Genomic DNA, 17,744 nt, shown 5'->3' with positions numbered 1-17,744 from the left:
CGATAATATGATATACGTTAATCCTTTTACACCAAATTTTTCTTTGTTTAGAACTAGGTTAAAGCTACTTTATAAATGTACGTTCAACCAATAATTTGTACGGTCTACTTTTACCAAAAAAAAGATGGCAATCGCCATCTTTTTCCACCTTATGCTGGTGCATCAATTTCGTCGTCTTCAATTCTTCTTTCAAAATGCTGCACATCTTTACGTGAGTTGAATCGGTCTGCTTTTTCAAGAGTAACCGTAATATTGTAATCTGGTATACCAGCAAACTTTTCGTAGCGACCTCTTGGTAAAAGGAAGTTTCCTTCAGGGAAGTGAACTTGAACATTTCCACGTGAAATATCTACGAATTTTGCTCTCCCTTGGAATACACCGAATCCGTTATATATAACAATTCCTTCGCCCTCTGCAATACTTAGGTCATGAGCGTCCTCAGCGTTCATTAGTACATCATAACGATCTGCACCGTTTAACGGATCGACCGTGCTGTACACCATGGAATTAAATTGCTTACCACGACGAGAAGTAACAATGAATTGACCTTCTTTTTTACCAAGGTCAGGAATGTCGACACTAATTAAGTTTCCTTTTCCGTCTGGAGTTGGGCAATTGCCGTCTTCACATAACCAAGCTCCGCCCCATTGGAACACATCTCCCGCTTTTTTCAGGTGTTGAATACCCTCATAGTTTGGGTTGGCTTTAGCAATTTCATTTCGGATTTCTCCAGCATCTTTAAAATCTACTAGATGAGCGGTTTCTGGCTTCACTCGTTTCGCCAGGTCCACATAGATCTTCCACTCCGCACGAGCTTCTTCAATTCGATTTTTATTACCCTCAATTTCAGGGCTGAAGTAAACCATACGCTCGGTTGAAGTCGATGTTCCGCCACCCTCTTGCTCATAACGAGTTTTTGCAGGAAGCAAGATTACCGCTTCTTTTGCATCTACTAGAGTAGAAGTATTTAAGATAATGTCTTGGTGAACACGAATGTCTAGTTCAGATAACGCTTTTTCAACGAAATCAGGATCTGGCATCGTTTCTAGGAAGTTCCCACCAGACAAGTAATATAACTTAATTTTTCGTTCATGCTCCTCTGGTAAAAGGATATTTTCTAGAGTTACCCCAACGATATCTCCTTGCCATTTTGGTAATTCAAAGCCCCATAGTTTTTCAATACGCTCAATGTTTTCACCATAGAAATCTCCACCAGGTAAAACAAATGGATCTGCTCCCATTTCACCGCTTCCTTGAACCGAAGAGTGACCGCGGAACGGCATTAATCCAGCGTGCTTTCTACCTAAATGACCGCGTAATAAAGCAAGGTTCGCTACTTGTGAGATATTATCCGTTGCGAATGAATGCATCGTTAAACCAAGTGCCCAAGTGTACACAGCATTTTTACTTTTTGCTAAAATTTCTGCTAATTCGATAATACGTTCTTTTGTAATACCAGAAGAGTTAATGATGTCCTCCCAAGACTGCTTTTGAACCGTTGCCTTTAGTTCTTCATATCCATTCACATGCTTCTCTACAAAATCATGATTGATAGCAGAACCATGTTTTTTCTCTTCCATTTCGAACCAATGCTTCATAATTCCGTGCATAAACGCTATATCCCCACCGATGTTGACTTGGTAGAAATCATCAGCGATTTTTGTACCGAATAAAGCAGACTCTGGATTTGAAGGAATCCAGTATTCATCCATTGCTGGTTCTTTATAAGGGTTAACAACAATAATTTTTGTTCCTTTTTTCTTTGCTTCTAACATGTATTTACTAGAAACCGGAGAACTGTTTGATGCTACGCTACCCCAGAATAACAGGACGTCTGTTCCAATCCAGTCTAAATAGTTTGATGTTGAAGCCCCTACTCCAATCGAACGCTTTAGCGCTGTCTTAGAAGGAGAGTGACAAATACGACTCGCATTGTCGATATTGTTTGCTCCTAAGAATCGAGCTACTTTACCCGCCACATAGTAAGATTCATTCGTAATCCCACGACTTGTTAAGTAAAACGCATATTGTTTTGGATCTAGTTTTTTCATTTTAGATGCAATTAAATCCATAGCGTCTTCCCAAGTAATACGAGAAAATTTACGCTCTCCTTTTCTACGAATCATTGGATAAGGAATACGACCTAATTTACGGAGTTCCGTGCTATCGTATTTTCGAAGCTCATCAATATCTGCATGAAGGATCTCTGGTTTAATTGAACCAGCTGTGTTCAAACGCAGAACATTTAACCTAGTTGTACAAATATGTGGACCTGTTAAGGTTTGGTCGTACAATCCAGACACGCCTAGTGCACATCCGTCACAAACCCCTTTTGTTAAAATATTCGTTGCGTACCCGAAGTTATCACGGTTATCCCAAAGAGTTTTAAACGTATCTCTTATATGTTTTGGCTTCACTTTCCCCAGTCCAAACGGAATCGGACTTACCCAATGCTTCGGTGCAGGAATCGCCGATTTCTTCTGTGGTCCTGGATGCATTGTTTTTCCCATGTAAAACACTCCTAACAAAAATCTATTAATTCTATTATATGATAGAAAAATTAGAACAATCTAATTTTTCTTAGTGGTCAAAAGTAATTATTACTAAGCTTACGTTTTTATTCTTATCATGTAAAAAATCTTTTTTAAATAAAAATAACCACCGAAAACAAAAAGCAAAAAGCTTTCATGTTCAAACGGTGGTTAGTCTTTAGCAGGTTCGCTACCAAGTGCCAACAAATTGATTCATTATTAAGTTAGTATGATAGTTAAAAAATTGGCAGTAAACTTTATCTAATCAATCACTTTACACTCTAGCGAAAGAAAGCTGCTACATACTTTTGTGATTTCAATCCCTAAACTTCGCCTGTATATCTTCATCAAACACAAAGATGGACATTCCAAAGTCACGTTCGATATTGATGTCTACAAAAAGTTCAACAAACTTACATCCAAGAAATTCTTCCATTTCTACTGGTGGAAATTTGCGGTACATATCTTTTACCATTTCAGTTCGAGCCGATCGTAAGGCTTGCTTCCCTTCTGTTGCCGATGCCATGAATTTTTCTACCGGAGAAAGATTTCCCTCCATCTCGCAGATGGCCCAATTTTTACAAAAGGTTGTTGTGATTTTGCTTGGACCTTTACCCATATGCTTTTTACGAAAGGAACGAACCAGGTTACTGAATTCTGCTTCGTATTTATTCATCAAATCCTCCCACCATCTTCAGAGGTTCTAACATGTTAGGTATTTTATCATACGAAACATTAAATACAAAGCGTAATCTCTTAGCATTTGTTTCTATAGTTAATTAATTATTAAGAAATAATATTCTGATAAAATTTAGCTAGCCACTTTTTGCTTAGCTTCATTTTGTACGCGTAATTTTTGAATATCACGGCGAATTAAAATCGATACAATTAATGCTAAAACAAATAGCCCTGCAAAGAACGTTAAACTTGTTGAGTAACTTCCCGTTGTATCTTTCATCCACGCTGCAAACATTGGACCTGCAAGACCTGCGGCTGCCCATGCGGTTAGAATATAGCCGTGAATTGCACCAAGTTGTTTCGTTCCGAACATGTCACCGATAAACGCTGGAATGGCTGCAAATCCGCCACCATACATAGTATAAACGATAGCTAGCATGATTTGGAATAGAATCGCTTCTTTTGTTAATGGTAATAACATAAATAGTACAATTTGTGATGCAAAGAATATTGTATATGTGTTTGGACGGCCAATGTAATCCGAAATAGATGCCCATGCAATACGACCAAATCCATTGAATAATCCTAAAATCCCAACGAGTGCAGCTGCTTCTGCTGTTGTTAAACCAATACTTTCCTCAGCTAGTGGTTTTGCTGCTGATAAAATCGCAATCCCACAAGTTACGTTAATAAATAACATCAACCATAAATAATAGAAACGTGACGTTTTAATCGCTTCATTTGCCGTTAATTGGGCTAAGTCCTGTTGAACACGCGCTTTACCAGACTGAACTTTCTCCTTAAATCCTTCCGGTGCCCAATCTACAGGCGGTCTTTCTAAGTATAATGACGATAATGTCATAATAATAAAGTAAGCAGCACCTAAAATATAGAATGTGTTGGCTGTTCCAACTGATTTAATTAATGTATCCATAATCGGACTGCTAATTGCAGCCGCAAATCCGAATCCCATAATAGCAAGACCAGTTGCTAATCCTCGACGGTCCGGGAACCATTTAACTAATGTGGATACAGGAGCAATATAACCTACCCCTAGTCCAATCCCACCTAAAACCCCATAAGTTATATACAATAATGGCAATGAACCAAGGTTTACAGCAAGACCAGATCCTAAGATTCCTGCTCCGAAAAATCCAGCAGCTAATAGTCCAGCTTTTCTAGGACCATGTTTTTCTACAAAATGTCCAAGGAATGCTGCAGATAATCCAAGGAACAAAATCGCTAAACTAAAAGTAAATTGCACTTGCTTTGATGTCCATCCAAATTCTTCAATCAGTGGGTTTGTAAAATTACTCCATGCATAGACAGACCCAATGGAAATATGTATTCCAACTGCAGATGCAGCAATGAGCCACCTATTTTTTGTTTTCTTCATCCAGTCTTCCCCCTCATTCATATGAACTCTTCACAAAAAAGTGACGAGAACCTTTCAAAGCTCTTTTTATTTCCAAAAAAAAGCCGTAACAACAAAAAACCGCCAACCTCTCTACATGCAGATAGACTCCAGGCATGTAATAGAAAGATTGACAGTTAGTATCAAGCAGGTTTCGCTACTATCGGACCAACAGTGAATCGCTTTCAATTCAAGTAACATTTTAACCGACGACAGGATCGCTATCTCGAATCAAAATGTGACAGGTTTGTGAATAAAATGATATTATCACCTCAGACTCATCTGTGCAATACCTTTTTACAACTTTGTTTAGCACTAGAAATCTTTTCAAAATATTTTTCTTGAGAAAAAAACTAGAATGTGTTTAGATTTTTATATTCTAAAGAATAGATGGTTGTTATATTGAAAAAGTTGTGTTTCATAATCACAGCTCTATCCTACTCAAATAGTAACAACATCCATGAATAGAGCCTATTCTTATAAAATCAGGTGATCACAATGTTAGAAAATATGAGTGTCAAATACCCCATCACCAAGTACTCAGATGGAGAATTTACAGTTGTTGAGGATGTAATTGTTAATGAATTTCCGTTAACCATTTTTGTTAATGATTTAGAATTTGCGACGATGGTATGTACCCCTACTCATTTTGAAGAAATGGTGGTCGGATTTTTAGCATCTGAAGGTGTTATCCGTTCCTATAGCGATATTGATTCCATTCAGATCAATGAGGATCGTGGTTATGCTTACGTGAAGTTAAAAGTCGAAATGACGACAAGCCAAGAATATTATTCAAAGCGTTTTATTGGCTCTTGCTGCGGAAAAAGTAGACAATTCTATTTTCATAACGATGCTAGAACAGCAAAAACTTCGACCTCTACAACAACTATTTCAGCTTCTCAATGCATTAAGCTTATGAACGAAATGCAAAACAGCTCGCTCGTTTTCCAAGAAACAGGGGGTGTTCACAATGCCGCTCTATGTACTTCCGGAGAAATGGTGGCTGTTCGAACAGACATTGGAAGACATAATGCTTTAGATAAATTACTTGGATATAGTAAAATAAATAAAGTGCCTGTTCGAGACAAAATTATTGTCTTTAGTGGCAGAATTTCCTCTGAAGTGTTATTAAAAGCTGCTAAAATTGGGGTAGGAATTGTCTTATCAAAGTCGGCTCCAACAGACCTCGCCATAAAGCTCGCAAACGATTTAAACATTACGGCTGTCGGCTTTATACGTGGAAATTCTTTTAATGTTTATTCATGTCCTGAACGAATTATAGGTTAATGGTGTCAATCTTTACTTTGTATGAAAACATACAATCTCGATAAAATTAATGAGAAGGAGGGGTTTTATGAAACAGAAGGAACAAACCATATTCGATCATTTTAATCGCCCCCTTCGTGATTTACGAATTTCGGTGACAGATAAATGTAATTTTCGTTGCAGTTACTGTATGCCCGCAGAAATTTTTGGTCCCGATTATCCTTTTTTGAAAAGAGAAGAGCTTCTCTCTTTTGAAGAAATTGTACGACTAACAGAGATTTTCGTTCATTCTTTAGGAGTTCAAAAGATCCGGATTACAGGCGGAGAACCGCTTATGCGAAGAAATCTTCAAGACCTTATTAGGATGATAAACGAAATTGATGGTCTAGATGATATTGCGATGACCACGAACGGATCTCTTTTACCGAAATATGCTGAAGAGCTTAAAGAAGCCGGATTAAAGCGCGTTTCGATTAGCTTAGATTCATTGAGTGACGAAATTTTTGGTAAAATAAATGGACGTGGAGTCACGGTTCAAACCGTCCTTGATGGGATTGACGCTGCCGCACGTGCTGGCATAAAAGTTAAAATAAATATGGTTGTGAAACGGGGAATGAATGAAAACGAAATTATTCCCATGGCCAAGTTTTTTAGGGAAAAAGGTCATATTCTTCGTTTTATTGAATATATGGATGTTGGCAATACAAATCAGTGGAAGCTGGATGAAGTGTATCCGAAAAAACAAATCATTGAAGACATCAATGCTGTCATGCCACTTGAACCGATTGATCCGAATTATACAGGTGAAGTTGCGAGTCGATATCGATATGTAGGTTCAAATGATGAAATAGGCGTCATTTCTTCTGTATCAGATGCTTTTTGTTCCTCTTGTAACCGTGCTCGTTTATCAGCGAGCGGGATGCTTTATACTTGTCTTTTCTCATCGAAAGGCCATGATATTAGAGAACCACTTCGCTCCGATTTATCAGATGACGAACTAACGACTCTTCTTCAAAACGTTTGGAGCGGACGAAAAGACCGTTATTCTGAGGAACGTAGTGTAGCGAGCAAACATCGTAAGAAAATTGAAATGAGCCATATTGGTGGATAATTGGAAAAACCGCTTCATTATTAGAGCGGTTTTTTTGCTTTATTAATTCGTTCTCAGCAATCTACTAATTACTGTATTTAAGTATGCCCTATAGAATGCTCTGCATGTGGCATAACGCTTGTACAAACATCATATATTTATTTTAAAAGGAGACTTGCAATGAAAAAATATTTATATTTCCTCATGTTATTTGGAGTGTTTTTTCCTACTTTTCACAAAATTGCAATTGTCTTGGACAACATAAACTTGTGTTCCTCCTATTCTATTTTGACTAGTATTCAACTATATGGTTTAGATTCCATGAAAAATTTAATCATTTCTTCCCTTGCTGCTCTAACCTCTTATTTTTTTACGAATGTCTTTCTTGATTGGGATACTAAAAAGAAAGACCAACTATAGTGGTTATAGATGGCCATCCTAATTATTAAATTTCAACTTTCACCCCTACACCTTCCTGTATAGCTTTTTTATAAACGCTTACTGCTACCATCGTATCTAAATAAGCAGTACCCACGGACTTATAAAGTGTAATTTCATCTGGCTCACTTCTACCTTCTTTTTTCCCACATATAATCTCGCCAATCTCACCATGTATAGAATCTTCTTTCCAATCATTATTTTTCATTGGTACAAGGAAATCCCCTGCTTCATGTAGGGCACCTTCAAGTGTATCAACAACTATTTTACTGCTTTTCTTTAATGTTTGAACATCAATTTCTTGCATATGTGGTTGATAGGAACCAATTGCATTGATGTGTGTACCTGGTTGCAGCTGGGAACCATCAAATAGAGGTGTATTTGATTTTGAACTACACACCACGATATCGGCATTATTCACAGCAAGGTTTGGATTAGATTGTACAGTAATTTTCCCATTCCAATTTGGATACAAATGTTGAAGCTCTAGTTTTAAGGTTTCTGCTCTTTCAATCGTTCGATTGTATAAAATGATTTCATCGAGATCCCTTACAGCCATCATCGCTTTTATTTGCCCGATTGATTGAGCACCACAACCTAGAACGGCACATACCTTCGCATTTTCCCTTGCAAGATATTTGGTAGCCACTCCACTAGAGGCACCTGTTCTTAGCACCGTTAAATAAGAAGCATCCATCATAGCCACATGCTCACCTGTTAAAGCATCGGTTAGTAACATAATTCCTTGTAAAACCTTTCGACCTTCCTTAGCGTTTGTAGGGAAGATACTCACAATTTTTATAGCCGTATAATTCTCAGGTTCAATATATCCTGGCATATAAAGAGTTTCTGCTCCTAACTTTTCATGAGGACGGATATTCTAATTGGAGCAACTACCTTCCCTTCCTCAGCATATTGAAAGGCTCTTTCCACATCTTGAATACACTCTTCCATTGAGTAAATTTTTCTGATTGTTTCTCCGTTAAGTGTTAACAAGTCTATCCCTCCACTATCTGCAATTTGATTCAAACTAATACCTTATTGATAAATTATAATTCTGACAACAAAATTTTAGCCCTATTTTATGGGAAGGGGTTTTGAAAGAGGATTTCAGGACTGACTCTGTTGAAGATTTTGGTGTAAAATAATTTGATTAAACATTCTAAATAAATCCTACTGCTGTTGCCGATGCTAGGTTTGGTTCGAGGTTTACGCGAGGTTATCGTGACTATGATCCTTTAAAATATCTACCAAAAAACAATTAAAGACTTAAAAAAAGATTGTGAGAAACAGAAGTGGGTATAATAGACTCCTGTTTCTCCATGTTCTCGGTAATTCATATTTTTAAGGTGTCATCGACTCTAGTAATTGATTCATATTCCTTTCAGAATAAACTTCAATCCCATGTTTTCGAAGTAGAGCAGAAGTTACCCCGTCTCCGCTAATTAACGATCCGTCAAAATCTCCGTTATAAATTTTAGTACTTCCGCAAGATGGACTATATTCCTTTAAAATCACAGCTGTTGCCTTATATTGTTTAACTAACTCTAAAGTCTTTTCAGCACCGTCCAAGTACATATCTGTTACATCCCTACCTGACTTTTCAACTACTCTTGCTTTCCCATTAAGAACATCTTGGCCATTCCCACCAATAATTTCAGCGGGTTCCCTAGGTGTGGAAAAGCCACTTAACAGTTCGGGACAAATGGTTATTGCTTTACCCTCGATAACGAGTCTTTCAATCACACTGTGTAAAGAATGAGAGCCATTATACCTTACCTTTAGACCGGCTAAACATGAACTCACTACTAACAAAATTACACCTCATTCGTTTAGACTTTTCCTCGTAATAGGTTAGCTTAATAACAACCTATAAATAGACTCATTGTATTGATTACTACTGTTCTGGCTAACAAATCCGACACTTTCATATAAACGAGTGGCATGGATATTTTCTGGTTCTACCGTTAGTGAAATAATCTTGCATTTTGGATGCTTTTCCTTTATAAACTCTATTATTGTATGAAGTGATTTCTTCCCGTACCCCTGTCCTTGGTAATTCCTATCGATTTGAAATCCACCTATCCAATAATTTTTTTCACTATCAGGAGTATAGGTAAGATAAAATGATCCAATTGCTATATTATCTTCATTTATTAGAACATACGGATCCAAAGCCTCGTCCCAAGGCTTCAAATAAGCATACGCAATGGATTCGATAACTGTCGGAACAAAGTCCTTTTGGCTTTCGTTAACCGAAATTTTAATGGCCTCTTCCCAGTTAGAACTTGAGATTTTTTCTATTTTTAACTTAGACATTTTTACCATCCTTTTATGTAACTATCTAAATCTTACAATATCTAACAATTATATATCTTATTGTCCTCACTGTTCAATTAATATTGTTAGTTCACTAACTTTATAGACTCCATAATACTGTCACTTTTTAATGGCTTCGAGGATAGTAGTGAAGTGATTACACATAGAATAAGAAACGTTACGCTAACTAGTATTAAAACTAACATTGGAAAATTCCACTGAGGGAAAAATCCAGTAATAAACAGGTTAATGATTCTATATTGTAAATAATGAAGAATAAGCCCAAGAATACATCCAAAGCTACAGCTAAATAGGCCATAAAAAAGTCCCTCCCAAACAACCATGTTTCTAAGTTGGGACTTAGTCATTCCAATAGCACGGAGCACTCCAAATTCATTTTTTCTTAATAAATAAGAGGTTGATAGTGTATTATATATGCTAAAAATCCCAATGATACTAATAATGCAAATAAACCCTACCATTAAAACCTGTATTGTCTCAAAATCCCTTTCTATACTCTTCATATTTTCAAAGAGTGACTTGATTCTTCCTCCTTCAGCAAAATCTTTTAGACTATTATAGATCTCCGCATGATTCTTTTCATTTTCTTCAATTGCTAAGTCTAAGCGATGGTAGACACCTTCCGAGTGGATCGTTTCAAAATAAGTTGAATCGATAATAATAGCTGTCCTCTCACGGTCCCCTCCAACTGGATAATTCTCAACAATTGCTCCGACTTTTAATGTATAAGCTTGCCCTTCTGAATTCTTAATGATTATGGATTGGCCTGGTTTAGCGATAACATTCTCTTTGTCAGGTACCATGATAATGATTTCTTTACCGGATTCAATCTTCTCTAAATTTATTTTCCCATCCACTACATATGCTTCTGCTTTCCTTATCATCTCAGGATGATAACCGTAAACTTGTATATTTTTAGGTGCTATATTGTTTTCCTTTACTAATTCAACATTAGTATATTTTGAAGGAAACACATGGTTAATTGGGAGGAGCTTTTCCAAATCTCTTATATCTTGGTCTGTATAACCAGTCTTTTTGCTAATATAGTAATTAGCATCCCATAAATAATTTTTCCTCAATAATGCTGCAGGGTCTTGTGAAGAAAAGAATGAGAAGTTCAGAATGATAAGAACAATACCAATCGACATGGATAAAGTGGCACTAATAAATCTTGCGCGATTACGAGTGATATTTTGCCAAGCTAAGTGTGGACTTACACCTAATTTATCTAAAAAGTAGCTACGTACTCTCGCATTAGTTCCTTTAAAAGATGTACTAGTATCATTCATTTTCACTGCACTAATCGGTGAAACCTTACTTGCAGCCTTTGCAGGTCTGTAAACAGAGAAAATAATGACTATCAGGCTAAATAAACACGCTCCTACTAATGACGACACTGGAAGAGTAGGATTAATGGTCTCGCTAAAGAAAGAAATATATTGAAGTAATCGTTGAAGTAAAACACCCATACCTAATCCTAGAGGGATAGAAATGAAGCTAATCAGAATTGCTTCATTTAGTACAATATGAAGGATTTGTTTAGGTGTTGCTCCTAACGACCGAATAATCCCATACTGATGAATACGTTCCATTACGGTAATCTGAAAGGTATTATAGATGAACACTCCCATTACAATAAGATTGAAGATAAAAATAAATAGTGCTGAGTAGTCTCTACTTTTATAATCCATTAAAGCCTTATCTACGATTGCATTTACTTTAATCTCGGACTTTTTTAATATTGCAGAGGATGCTACTTCATCGATTAAAATGTTCAAATCAGAAGATTGATTTATGTATTCTTCATAAAATTGCACGTAAAGATGTTTATCTGCTTGTTTTAATATCTGATGCTTCTCTATTAAATAACCAATTGATACTTCATTTGCTTTTGAGTTAAGCTGATCTTTACTAACTCCAACAAGTTTAAAGGTGAGATTCTCTATTCTTATGGAGTCTCCCATTTTTAACATCCACTTTTGTGCTAGCCAATCCTCCAATACAATCTCATCTTCATTTTTAGGAAATCCCCCTCTTAACAAGGTCGTTTCCTTAAATATTTCCATGCCCGTATGATCTATACTCATTAATTGAATGGCTGCTTGGGCATCCTGCAGCCCAACCCGTTTCACTTTCGTTACACCTACCCGTTCGATCTTCTCATGAAGTTTCAAAATGGTTTCTTGCTCATGACTAGGGTTTTTGATGGAAAAGTGATAAAAGCCAGAACTATATTTTGTAGAATTATATATCGTTTCTTTTAAATTTGTTGTAAAAATTAACGTAAACGACATTAAACAAACGGATAAGGCGATTCCTATAATGGATAAAATTGTGCGTTTCCATTGCTTCATCATGTACTTATGGTTAAGAGAAGTATAATGCTTCATTGTTGCACTTCTCCTACCTGTAGCGCCAAACCGTCTTGAATGGTAATTATACGGTCAGCAAATTTTGAAACCTCTACATCATGTGTAATCATAATTAGCGTTTGATTAAATTTCTTTATCGATTGCCTTAATAAATCTAAAACCTCTAAGGATACTTTGCTATCCAAATTCCCTGTTGGTTCGTCAGCGAAAATGATAGAAGGCTTATTAGCTAGAGCTCTTGCTATTGCCACTCTTTGTTGTTGTCCCCCTGACAATGCATTAGGTAAGTGATGTCTACGATCGGACAAGCCTAAAAATTGAATTAACTCATTTATGTATTCTTTATCAACTACCTTATTATCTAATAAAATCGGAAGTACGATATTTTCTTCAGCTGTTAGAACAGGAATTAGATTAAATTGTTGGAAGATAAATCCGAATTTCCTCCTTCGATATATCGATAAATGATGTTCAGATAATTGAGATAAGGATTGTCCTTCAATGATGACTTCACCACTTGATGGATTTTCAAGTCCCCCTAATAGATGTAATAACGTGCTTTTGCCAGACCCACTTGCTCCTACAATCGCAACAAACATTCCTTTTTGTATAGAGATATTCGTTTCCTTTAAGGCTTCAACTTCCGTTATACCTTTGCCATATGTTTTTGTAAGATTAACCGTTCTTAAGATTTCCATTTTGTTCCCTCCTATTTCTCTATAAATAGGATAATCTTTAAACCTTACATTTAAGTGAAAGCAATCTTACATTCTTGTCATCTATCATGAAATAATGTAATGGTAAAAGTTGATCCTTTATTAAGCCCTACACTCTCTACTTCCATCCGACCACCATGCATACTCACAATAAGTTTTGATAGAGATAATCCAATCCCAGTCCCATCGCCCCTTGCTTTATTATTTCTGGCTTGATAAAAGCGATCGAATATATTGGGTAATTCTTCTTTCGTAATGCCCATACCTTGATCCTTGATTGAAATGGATAAATAATATGAGGTACATACTAAATTTATATAGATATCTGAATGGGAGGGACTATAATCAATGGCATTATTAACTATGTTTTTAATAGCCTCACCTAACCATCTTTCATCGTGATTAATCCATACTTCTTCTGCTCTTGATTCGTAATGAATCTTCATACCTTTAGCCTGAATCTTGTAATCTAGAGAACTAATTACCTCAAGTATAGTCCGGTTTATATTCAGAACCCTTTTCTCCAATTGCACGAGACCTGATTCCAGTTTTGAAAACTTTAGTAACTCTTGTATCAACCAATGAATTCTTTCTAATTGAGTTCTGCTTTTTATTAAAAAATCAGTTTCTTCTAAGGATGATAATTCGTTGATTATTAGGTCATGAAACATCATAGATGAGCTTAATGGTGTTTTAAGCTGATGAGATATGTCTTGTATTAAATTTTTTAATAAAATCTTTTCCTGTCCAAGCAAATCTATTGTATTCTTTAATCGCTGACTCATTTGATGAAATTGAAAATGTAGTAAAGGAAAATCCCCTTCTTCCTCTTTGATCATATTGGAGATATTATAATCGCCTCGCATGATTTTTTCTACTTTATAGGAAAGTGCTCTAATCTGACTATAGACACGATGGAAAATTCCAATGCTGACAGATAGGATGATTGTAAGGAAGAAGCATATCAATATGGCAAGACCAATATTGATTTTTAACATAGCTTCTTCTAAAAAAGGCTTGTTTATGTGAGAGATTGGATCTGTTAATCCATACTTTTTTACACTCTCTCTTCCGTCTTGCATTTCCTCCACAGAGATATTTTTAGTGTAAAGAGGCATGAGTGTTTCCTCTAGTTCTGGATGTTGTTCAAACACGACACCAAGTATAGCAACATTTCTTGCTTCCCATTCTGAATGAACACCACGAATAACAGATGAAGTGTAGATGGATACTATGAAGGCAAAAAATACTGTTATCGTAACAATTGAAACACTAAGAAGCCTAATTTCTCTATTCCGAACTAAAGAATGGATCAAGACCGTACACATCCTTCATCCCATATATACCCCGTACCTCTAATGGTTTTAATATGGATTGGTTTGGACGGATCTTCTTCTACCTTCCCACGTAATCTTCTAATATGAACGGACAACGTGTTATCATCAATAAAATTACCTTCAAGATCCCATAACTTCTGTAAAAGTTGTTCCCTAGTAAGTAACTGCCCTGGATTTTGCATAAAGATATGTAGAAGCTTAAATTCTGTTGTGGTTAGTTTCATATCTTGACCCGCTTTTTGTGCGGTTTGTTTATTCAAAGACAAAGTAATCGCTCCTGATGACAGTTCTTTTTCAGTCATTTGAAATACTCCTTGTGACCTTCTAAGCACCGACTTAATCCGAGATATTAGCTCCATAACACGAAACGGCTTTGTTAGATAATCATCAGCCCCCATATCTAATCCTCTCACGATATCAATCTCCTCATCGGCAGCAGTTAAGAAAATGATAGGTGTATGCGAAGACGCTCTCATCTTTTTACAAAAATTGAATCCTAGTCCATCAGGTAGGTTATTATCTAGTAAAATTAAACTTGGGTTAATTTTCTTCAGAAGTACATCAGCTTCATGAATGGAATTAGCAATATAAGTTTGCCATTGTTCTTTTTCAAATGCATATTGAAGACCATAACAAAGCATCTCATCGTCTTCTACAATTAGTATGGATACCATGATTGTTTCTCCTTAAGGTTACAAAATCAATCAGCAATAGGCGCTTACTCACTATGAGCAACGCCTAATCTTACTATATAGTAAACTATTTAATCCATTTTTGGAAACTGTTACTAAAAAACTTTAAAAGGGGACTGTCTCTCTTTATCCAACTAAAGAGGGACTGTCCCCACAAAAAATTATTCTTCCTCAAACTCAACATTATTCTCTTCTGCCAATTTCTCCAAATCCTTTTGATAACTACGAATGCCTTTTCTGGCCTCTGCCAGTTTGTCGTTCGCCTCTGTAATTAATCCAGTGTCAGCCTTTTCTAATGCATCCAAAATAATGATGAAGGCGGAGTGCTGCATATTAGCTGCATCGATGTATTGTTCATGCAGTTTTGACACTTCTTCTGTCTCTGGTTTAATTGCCTCAAGCTTATCGATAAAATCTCTGTACGTTGGTACAACTTCATCCTTAATCGTATTATAAGTTGTTTGATCGTCCGTGTAATTTGCCCCGGTGACACTATCATAAGCATCCATCGCTTTTGTTTCTAAGTCCGCTAAAGGTTGAATTTCCTCATTAATATAATTCAGTAAATCATCTTGTACCGGATTGCCAAAACACCCTGTTAAAATTACTAAACAGGTAAATAAGCCAAATAGCACTTTTTTCATGATAATCCCTCCCCAGTATCATTGTGACTTTACTATGTTATTACGGTTTCCTAAGAAAATAACTGTAATATAAAATAGGGATAAGCTCCTGTACCAAAAGAAAGAGGGACAGTCCCCCTTTACTTTAGTAAAGAGAACTGTCCCTCTAAAATCATACCCCTCGCTTGTTTCCCCAAATATAGGTGTGCAGCTGAGGGAGTACTTTTATTTCTTTTAATTCATGATCAGCCATCGCTTTATCAATAAGCCAAGTGTATTTATCTAGTAATCTACTGACTAGATCTCTGTCGTCAGTTGTTGTAATATCGTCATTTCCCACTTGTAAAAAGAAAGGAACTCCTGGATATCTCAGATGAACCTTTTTCGCATACTGGTAGTCTTCATCAATAAATACGACAACTTTTAAACTAACACTCATGTCCTTCAATTTCCCTAAAATATCATCCAAAACATCAAAGTCCGTGGTCATTTTTGAGCTTGGCGGCTTTGGAGAAATCGTCAGTTCATCAATCTTGTAAAACCAGTCTTGCCATTTGCTCCCCTGTGTCTCCAAACCAATTTTAATATTATTCTCCTTTAATATCTCAATCAGTCCATCTAAATTTTTCAATAAAGCTGGGTTTCCACCTGAAATCGTCACGAAGGAAAATCCATCGCCACCAAGCTCCTTCAACTGAGCCCAAATGTCTTCTGGTTCCATTTGCTGAATCAAGTCTTTCCCTGTTCCGTCCCATGTAAAAGCCGAGTCACACCAAGCACAAGAATAGTCACAGCCTGAGGTTCTCACAAACATTGTTTTTTGACCGATGACCATCCCTTCCCCTTGAATCGTTGGTCCAAAGATCTCCATTACCGGTATTTTAGCCATTCATCATCCACTCCCGTCTCGCTTCTGCATAGCTTGTAGGAGTTTCATAAAGTCTAACAAACTCAACTCGAGCTCCATCATATTGGTCGACACGTTTTTGCAGTGACTCTTCCATTTTTTCATATATCCATACCACCATATTTTCCGCCGTTGTATTCATTGGTGGCAATGTCTCATTTAAATATTTATGATCTAGGAAAATCTCAATCTCACTTTTCCAAATATCCTTTATATCACCAAAATCAATCATCAACCCACGGTCATCGACAAACCCGCTAATCCCGAAAATGACTCGATACGTATGGCCATGAAGATTTTTACATTTCCCTTCATAGTTGTGAAGGTGGTGTGCTGAGTCAAAGGTAAATTCCTTACTCACAAGTACACGCTTCGAATGATATTTTAATTGATCTCTTTTAATATCTTCATCAATCTTTTGGAGTTTATCTACGATGCGGAATCCGTACATATGCTAAAACCCCTTTCTTTCATTCAAGTAGTCTTCTAATCCTTTTTGACGCAGCTTACATGCTGGGCACTCTCCACATCCATCAGCAATCAAGCCGTTATAACAAGTTAACGTCTTTTCACGAACAAAATCAAAAGCTCCCAGCTCATCGGCAAGCTTCCACGTTTCCGCCTTATTCAACCACATCAAAGGCGTATGAATGACAAATTGCTCATCCATAGAAAGATTCAACGTCACATTCAACGATTTGATAAAAATATCTCGGCAATCAGGGTAACCGCTAAAGTCCGTTTCACAAACACCGGTGATAATATGCTTGGCACCTACTTGACTCGCTAAAACCCCTGCAAATGACATAAACAATAAGTTACGTCCAGGTACGAAGGTAGAAGGCAACTCACCATTCTCTCCATCCTTCACTTCAATATCACTTCTCGTTAATGCGTTTGGTGCCAATTGATTCAATAAACTCATATCTAAAATATGATGCTTGATTCCAAGCTCTTCTGTAATTTTAACAGCACATTCAATTTCACTATTATGTCTTTGGTTGTAATCAAACGTAACAGCAATCACTTCTTCAAAGCGCTCTATCGCCCAAAATAGACAAGTCGTACTATCCTGTCCACCGCTAAATACAACAACAGCTTTATCTTTTTTCATATTAAAAATCTCCCTTAAACAGAAAAAAAGCACCACTAAGAAAGCAGCACTGTTTTCCTTAGTTTTTTAAAGAGGGTAGCTAGAACCTCTACCGCCAATGCGGATTTTTATTAAGCTATCCATCATTCTATCACATTTCGACAAAATGTCATTAGAACTTTTTGTATTGCTTCACCATTTTATTCAAATTTGTTAGATTTATGAACGTAAAAACAGTCACTCCAAA

The 17,744-nt window shown here is 36.5% G+C and carries 16 protein-coding genes, 1 pseudogene and 1 riboswitch; of the genes and pseudogenes, 3 read left to right on the top strand and 14 right to left on the bottom strand.

What is annotated here, in order from left to right; genetic code table 11:
* Positions 1-149: 149 nt before the first annotated feature.
* The 3 genes from SM124_RS06235 to SM124_RS06225 all read right to left on the bottom strand — a co-directional run bounded on the left by SM124_RS06235 (position 150) and on the right by SM124_RS06225 (position 4,605).
* Positions 150-2,510, bottom strand: coding sequence for an FdhF/YdeP family oxidoreductase (locus SM124_RS06235; protein ID WP_322445641.1), 2,361 nt, complete (start codon positions 2,508-2,510; stop codon positions 150-152).
* A 337-nt stretch (positions 2,511-2,847) separates the two neighbouring features.
* The gene (locus tag SM124_RS06230; protein WP_322445640.1) at positions 2,848-3,207 is read right to left on the bottom strand and encodes a Na-translocating system protein MpsC family protein; all 360 of its coding nucleotides are present in this window, start codon (positions 3,205-3,207) and stop codon (positions 2,848-2,850) included.
* A 135-nt stretch (positions 3,208-3,342) separates the two neighbouring features.
* Entirely contained in the window at positions 3,343-4,605 is a 1,263-nt protein-coding gene (locus SM124_RS06225; RefSeq protein ID WP_322445639.1) for an L-lactate MFS transporter, read from the bottom strand.
* 516 nt (positions 4,606-5,121) lie between these two features.
* On the opposite strand from SM124_RS06225, the gene fdhD reads away from it, so the two are divergent.
* From fdhD to SM124_RS06210, 3 genes are all read left to right on the top strand, one after another.
* On the top strand, positions 5,122-5,910 hold the full coding sequence (gene fdhD / locus SM124_RS06220; RefSeq protein ID WP_322445638.1) for a formate dehydrogenase accessory sulfurtransferase FdhD: 789 nt from the start codon (positions 5,122-5,124) through the stop codon (positions 5,908-5,910).
* A 67-nt stretch (positions 5,911-5,977) separates the two neighbouring features.
* Entirely contained in the window at positions 5,978-7,000 is a 1,023-nt protein-coding gene (gene moaA, locus SM124_RS06215) for a GTP 3',8-cyclase MoaA (protein WP_322445637.1), read from the top strand.
* Between the two features lie 159 nt (positions 7,001-7,159).
* Entirely contained in the window at positions 7,160-7,399 is a 240-nt protein-coding gene (locus SM124_RS06210; RefSeq protein ID WP_322445636.1) for a hypothetical protein, read from the top strand.
* Positions 7,400-7,424: 25 nt separating this feature from the next.
* Here the strand turns inward: SM124_RS06210 and SM124_RS06205 are convergent.
* The 11 genes and pseudogenes from SM124_RS06205 to queC form a co-directional block, all read right to left on the bottom strand.
* Positions 7,425-8,413: pseudogene (locus SM124_RS06205) on the bottom strand (ornithine cyclodeaminase family protein).
* Positions 8,414-8,761: 348 nt separating this feature from the next.
* A complete protein-coding gene (locus SM124_RS06200; protein ID WP_322445635.1) occupies positions 8,762-9,232 on the bottom strand; it encodes a 2-thiouracil desulfurase family protein in 471 nt (156 codons plus the stop codon).
* Between the two features lie 39 nt (positions 9,233-9,271).
* Positions 9,272-9,736 (bottom strand): GNAT family N-acetyltransferase, encoded by a 465-nt coding sequence (locus SM124_RS06195; protein WP_322445634.1) that lies wholly within the window; start codon positions 9,734-9,736, stop codon positions 9,272-9,274.
* A gap of 86 nt (positions 9,737-9,822) precedes the next feature.
* Positions 9,823-12,147 carry an ABC transporter permease gene (locus SM124_RS06190; protein WP_322445633.1) on the bottom strand — a complete coding sequence of 775 codons (2,325 nt, stop codon included), beginning with the start codon at positions 12,145-12,147 and terminating at the stop codon, positions 9,823-9,825.
* A complete protein-coding gene (locus SM124_RS06185; RefSeq protein ID WP_322445632.1) occupies positions 12,144-12,827 on the bottom strand; it encodes an ABC transporter ATP-binding protein in 684 nt (227 codons plus the stop codon). Before SM124_RS06185 ends, SM124_RS06190 begins: the two co-directional genes overlap by 4 nt.
* Positions 12,828-12,904: 77 nt before the next feature.
* Positions 12,905-14,161 (bottom strand): sensor histidine kinase, encoded by a 1,257-nt coding sequence (locus tag SM124_RS06180; protein ID WP_322445631.1) that lies wholly within the window; start codon positions 14,159-14,161, stop codon positions 12,905-12,907.
* Positions 14,158-14,856, bottom strand: a complete 699-nt coding sequence (locus tag SM124_RS06175; protein WP_322445630.1) for a response regulator transcription factor — start codon at positions 14,854-14,856, stop codon at positions 14,158-14,160. The genes SM124_RS06180 and SM124_RS06175 overlap by 4 nt, the downstream gene beginning before the upstream one ends.
* A 179-nt stretch (positions 14,857-15,035) precedes the next feature.
* Positions 15,036-15,518 carry a hypothetical protein gene (locus tag SM124_RS06170; protein ID WP_322445629.1) on the bottom strand — a complete coding sequence of 161 codons (483 nt, stop codon included), beginning with the start codon at positions 15,516-15,518 and terminating at the stop codon, positions 15,036-15,038.
* 151 nt (positions 15,519-15,669) lie between these two features.
* The gene (gene queE / locus SM124_RS06165) at positions 15,670-16,386 is read right to left on the bottom strand and encodes a 7-carboxy-7-deazaguanine synthase QueE (RefSeq protein ID WP_322445628.1); all 717 of its coding nucleotides are present in this window, start codon (positions 16,384-16,386) and stop codon (positions 15,670-15,672) included.
* Positions 16,379-16,855, bottom strand: coding sequence for a 6-carboxytetrahydropterin synthase QueD (gene queD, locus SM124_RS06160; RefSeq protein WP_322445627.1), 477 nt, complete (start codon positions 16,853-16,855; stop codon positions 16,379-16,381). The genes queE and queD overlap by 8 nt, the downstream gene beginning before the upstream one ends.
* A 3-nt stretch (positions 16,856-16,858) precedes the next feature.
* Positions 16,859-17,518: a 7-cyano-7-deazaguanine synthase QueC gene (gene queC / locus SM124_RS06155; RefSeq protein WP_322445626.1), complete on the bottom strand. Its 660-nt coding sequence runs from the start codon at positions 17,516-17,518 to the stop codon at positions 16,859-16,861.
* Between the two features lie 52 nt (positions 17,519-17,570).
* A riboswitch (PreQ1 riboswitch) is annotated at positions 17,571-17,613 on the bottom strand.
* Between the last annotated feature and the right edge of the window lie 131 nt (positions 17,614-17,744).

Origin of the sequence: Robertmurraya mangrovi, assembly GCF_034427655.1 — a bacterium.
Lineage (GTDB): Bacteria > Bacillota > Bacilli > Bacillales > Cytobacillaceae > Robertmurraya_A > Robertmurraya_A mangrovi.
This window is presented reverse-complemented; position numbering and strand designations above follow the sequence as displayed.

Coding starts and splice junctions, on each gene's coding strand:
- SM124_RS06235 (WP_322445641.1), bottom strand. CDS start 2,510: ATGGGAAAAACAATGCATCCAGGACCACAGAAGAAATCGGCGATTCCT.
- SM124_RS06230 (WP_322445640.1), bottom strand. CDS start 3,207: ATGAATAAATACGAAGCAGAATTCAGTAACCTGGTTCGTTCCTTTCGT.
- SM124_RS06225 (WP_322445639.1), bottom strand. CDS start 4,605: ATGAAGAAAACAAAAAATAGGTGGCTCATTGCTGCATCTGCAGTTGGA.
- fdhD (WP_322445638.1), top strand. CDS start 5,122: ATGTTAGAAAATATGAGTGTCAAATACCCCATCACCAAGTACTCAGAT.
- moaA (WP_322445637.1), top strand. CDS start 5,978: ATGAAACAGAAGGAACAAACCATATTCGATCATTTTAATCGCCCCCTT.
- SM124_RS06210 (WP_322445636.1), top strand. CDS start 7,160: ATGAAAAAATATTTATATTTCCTCATGTTATTTGGAGTGTTTTTTCCT.
- SM124_RS06195 (WP_322445634.1), bottom strand. CDS start 9,736: ATGTCTAAGTTAAAAATAGAAAAAATCTCAAGTTCTAACTGGGAAGAG.
- SM124_RS06190 (WP_322445633.1), bottom strand. CDS start 12,147: ATGAAGCATTATACTTCTCTTAACCATAAGTACATGATGAAGCAATGG.
- SM124_RS06185 (WP_322445632.1), bottom strand. CDS start 12,827: ATGGAAATCTTAAGAACGGTTAATCTTACAAAAACATATGGCAAAGGT.
- SM124_RS06175 (WP_322445630.1), bottom strand. CDS start 14,856: ATGGTATCCATACTAATTGTAGAAGACGATGAGATGCTTTGTTATGGT.
- SM124_RS06170 (WP_322445629.1), bottom strand. CDS start 15,518: ATGAAAAAAGTGCTATTTGGCTTATTTACCTGTTTAGTAATTTTAACA.
- queE (WP_322445628.1), bottom strand. CDS start 16,386: ATGGCTAAAATACCGGTAATGGAGATCTTTGGACCAACGATTCAAGGG.
- queD (WP_322445627.1), bottom strand. CDS start 16,855: ATGTACGGATTCCGCATCGTAGATAAACTCCAAAAGATTGATGAAGAT.
- queC (WP_322445626.1), bottom strand. CDS start 17,518: ATGAAAAAAGATAAAGCTGTTGTTGTATTTAGCGGTGGACAGGATAGT.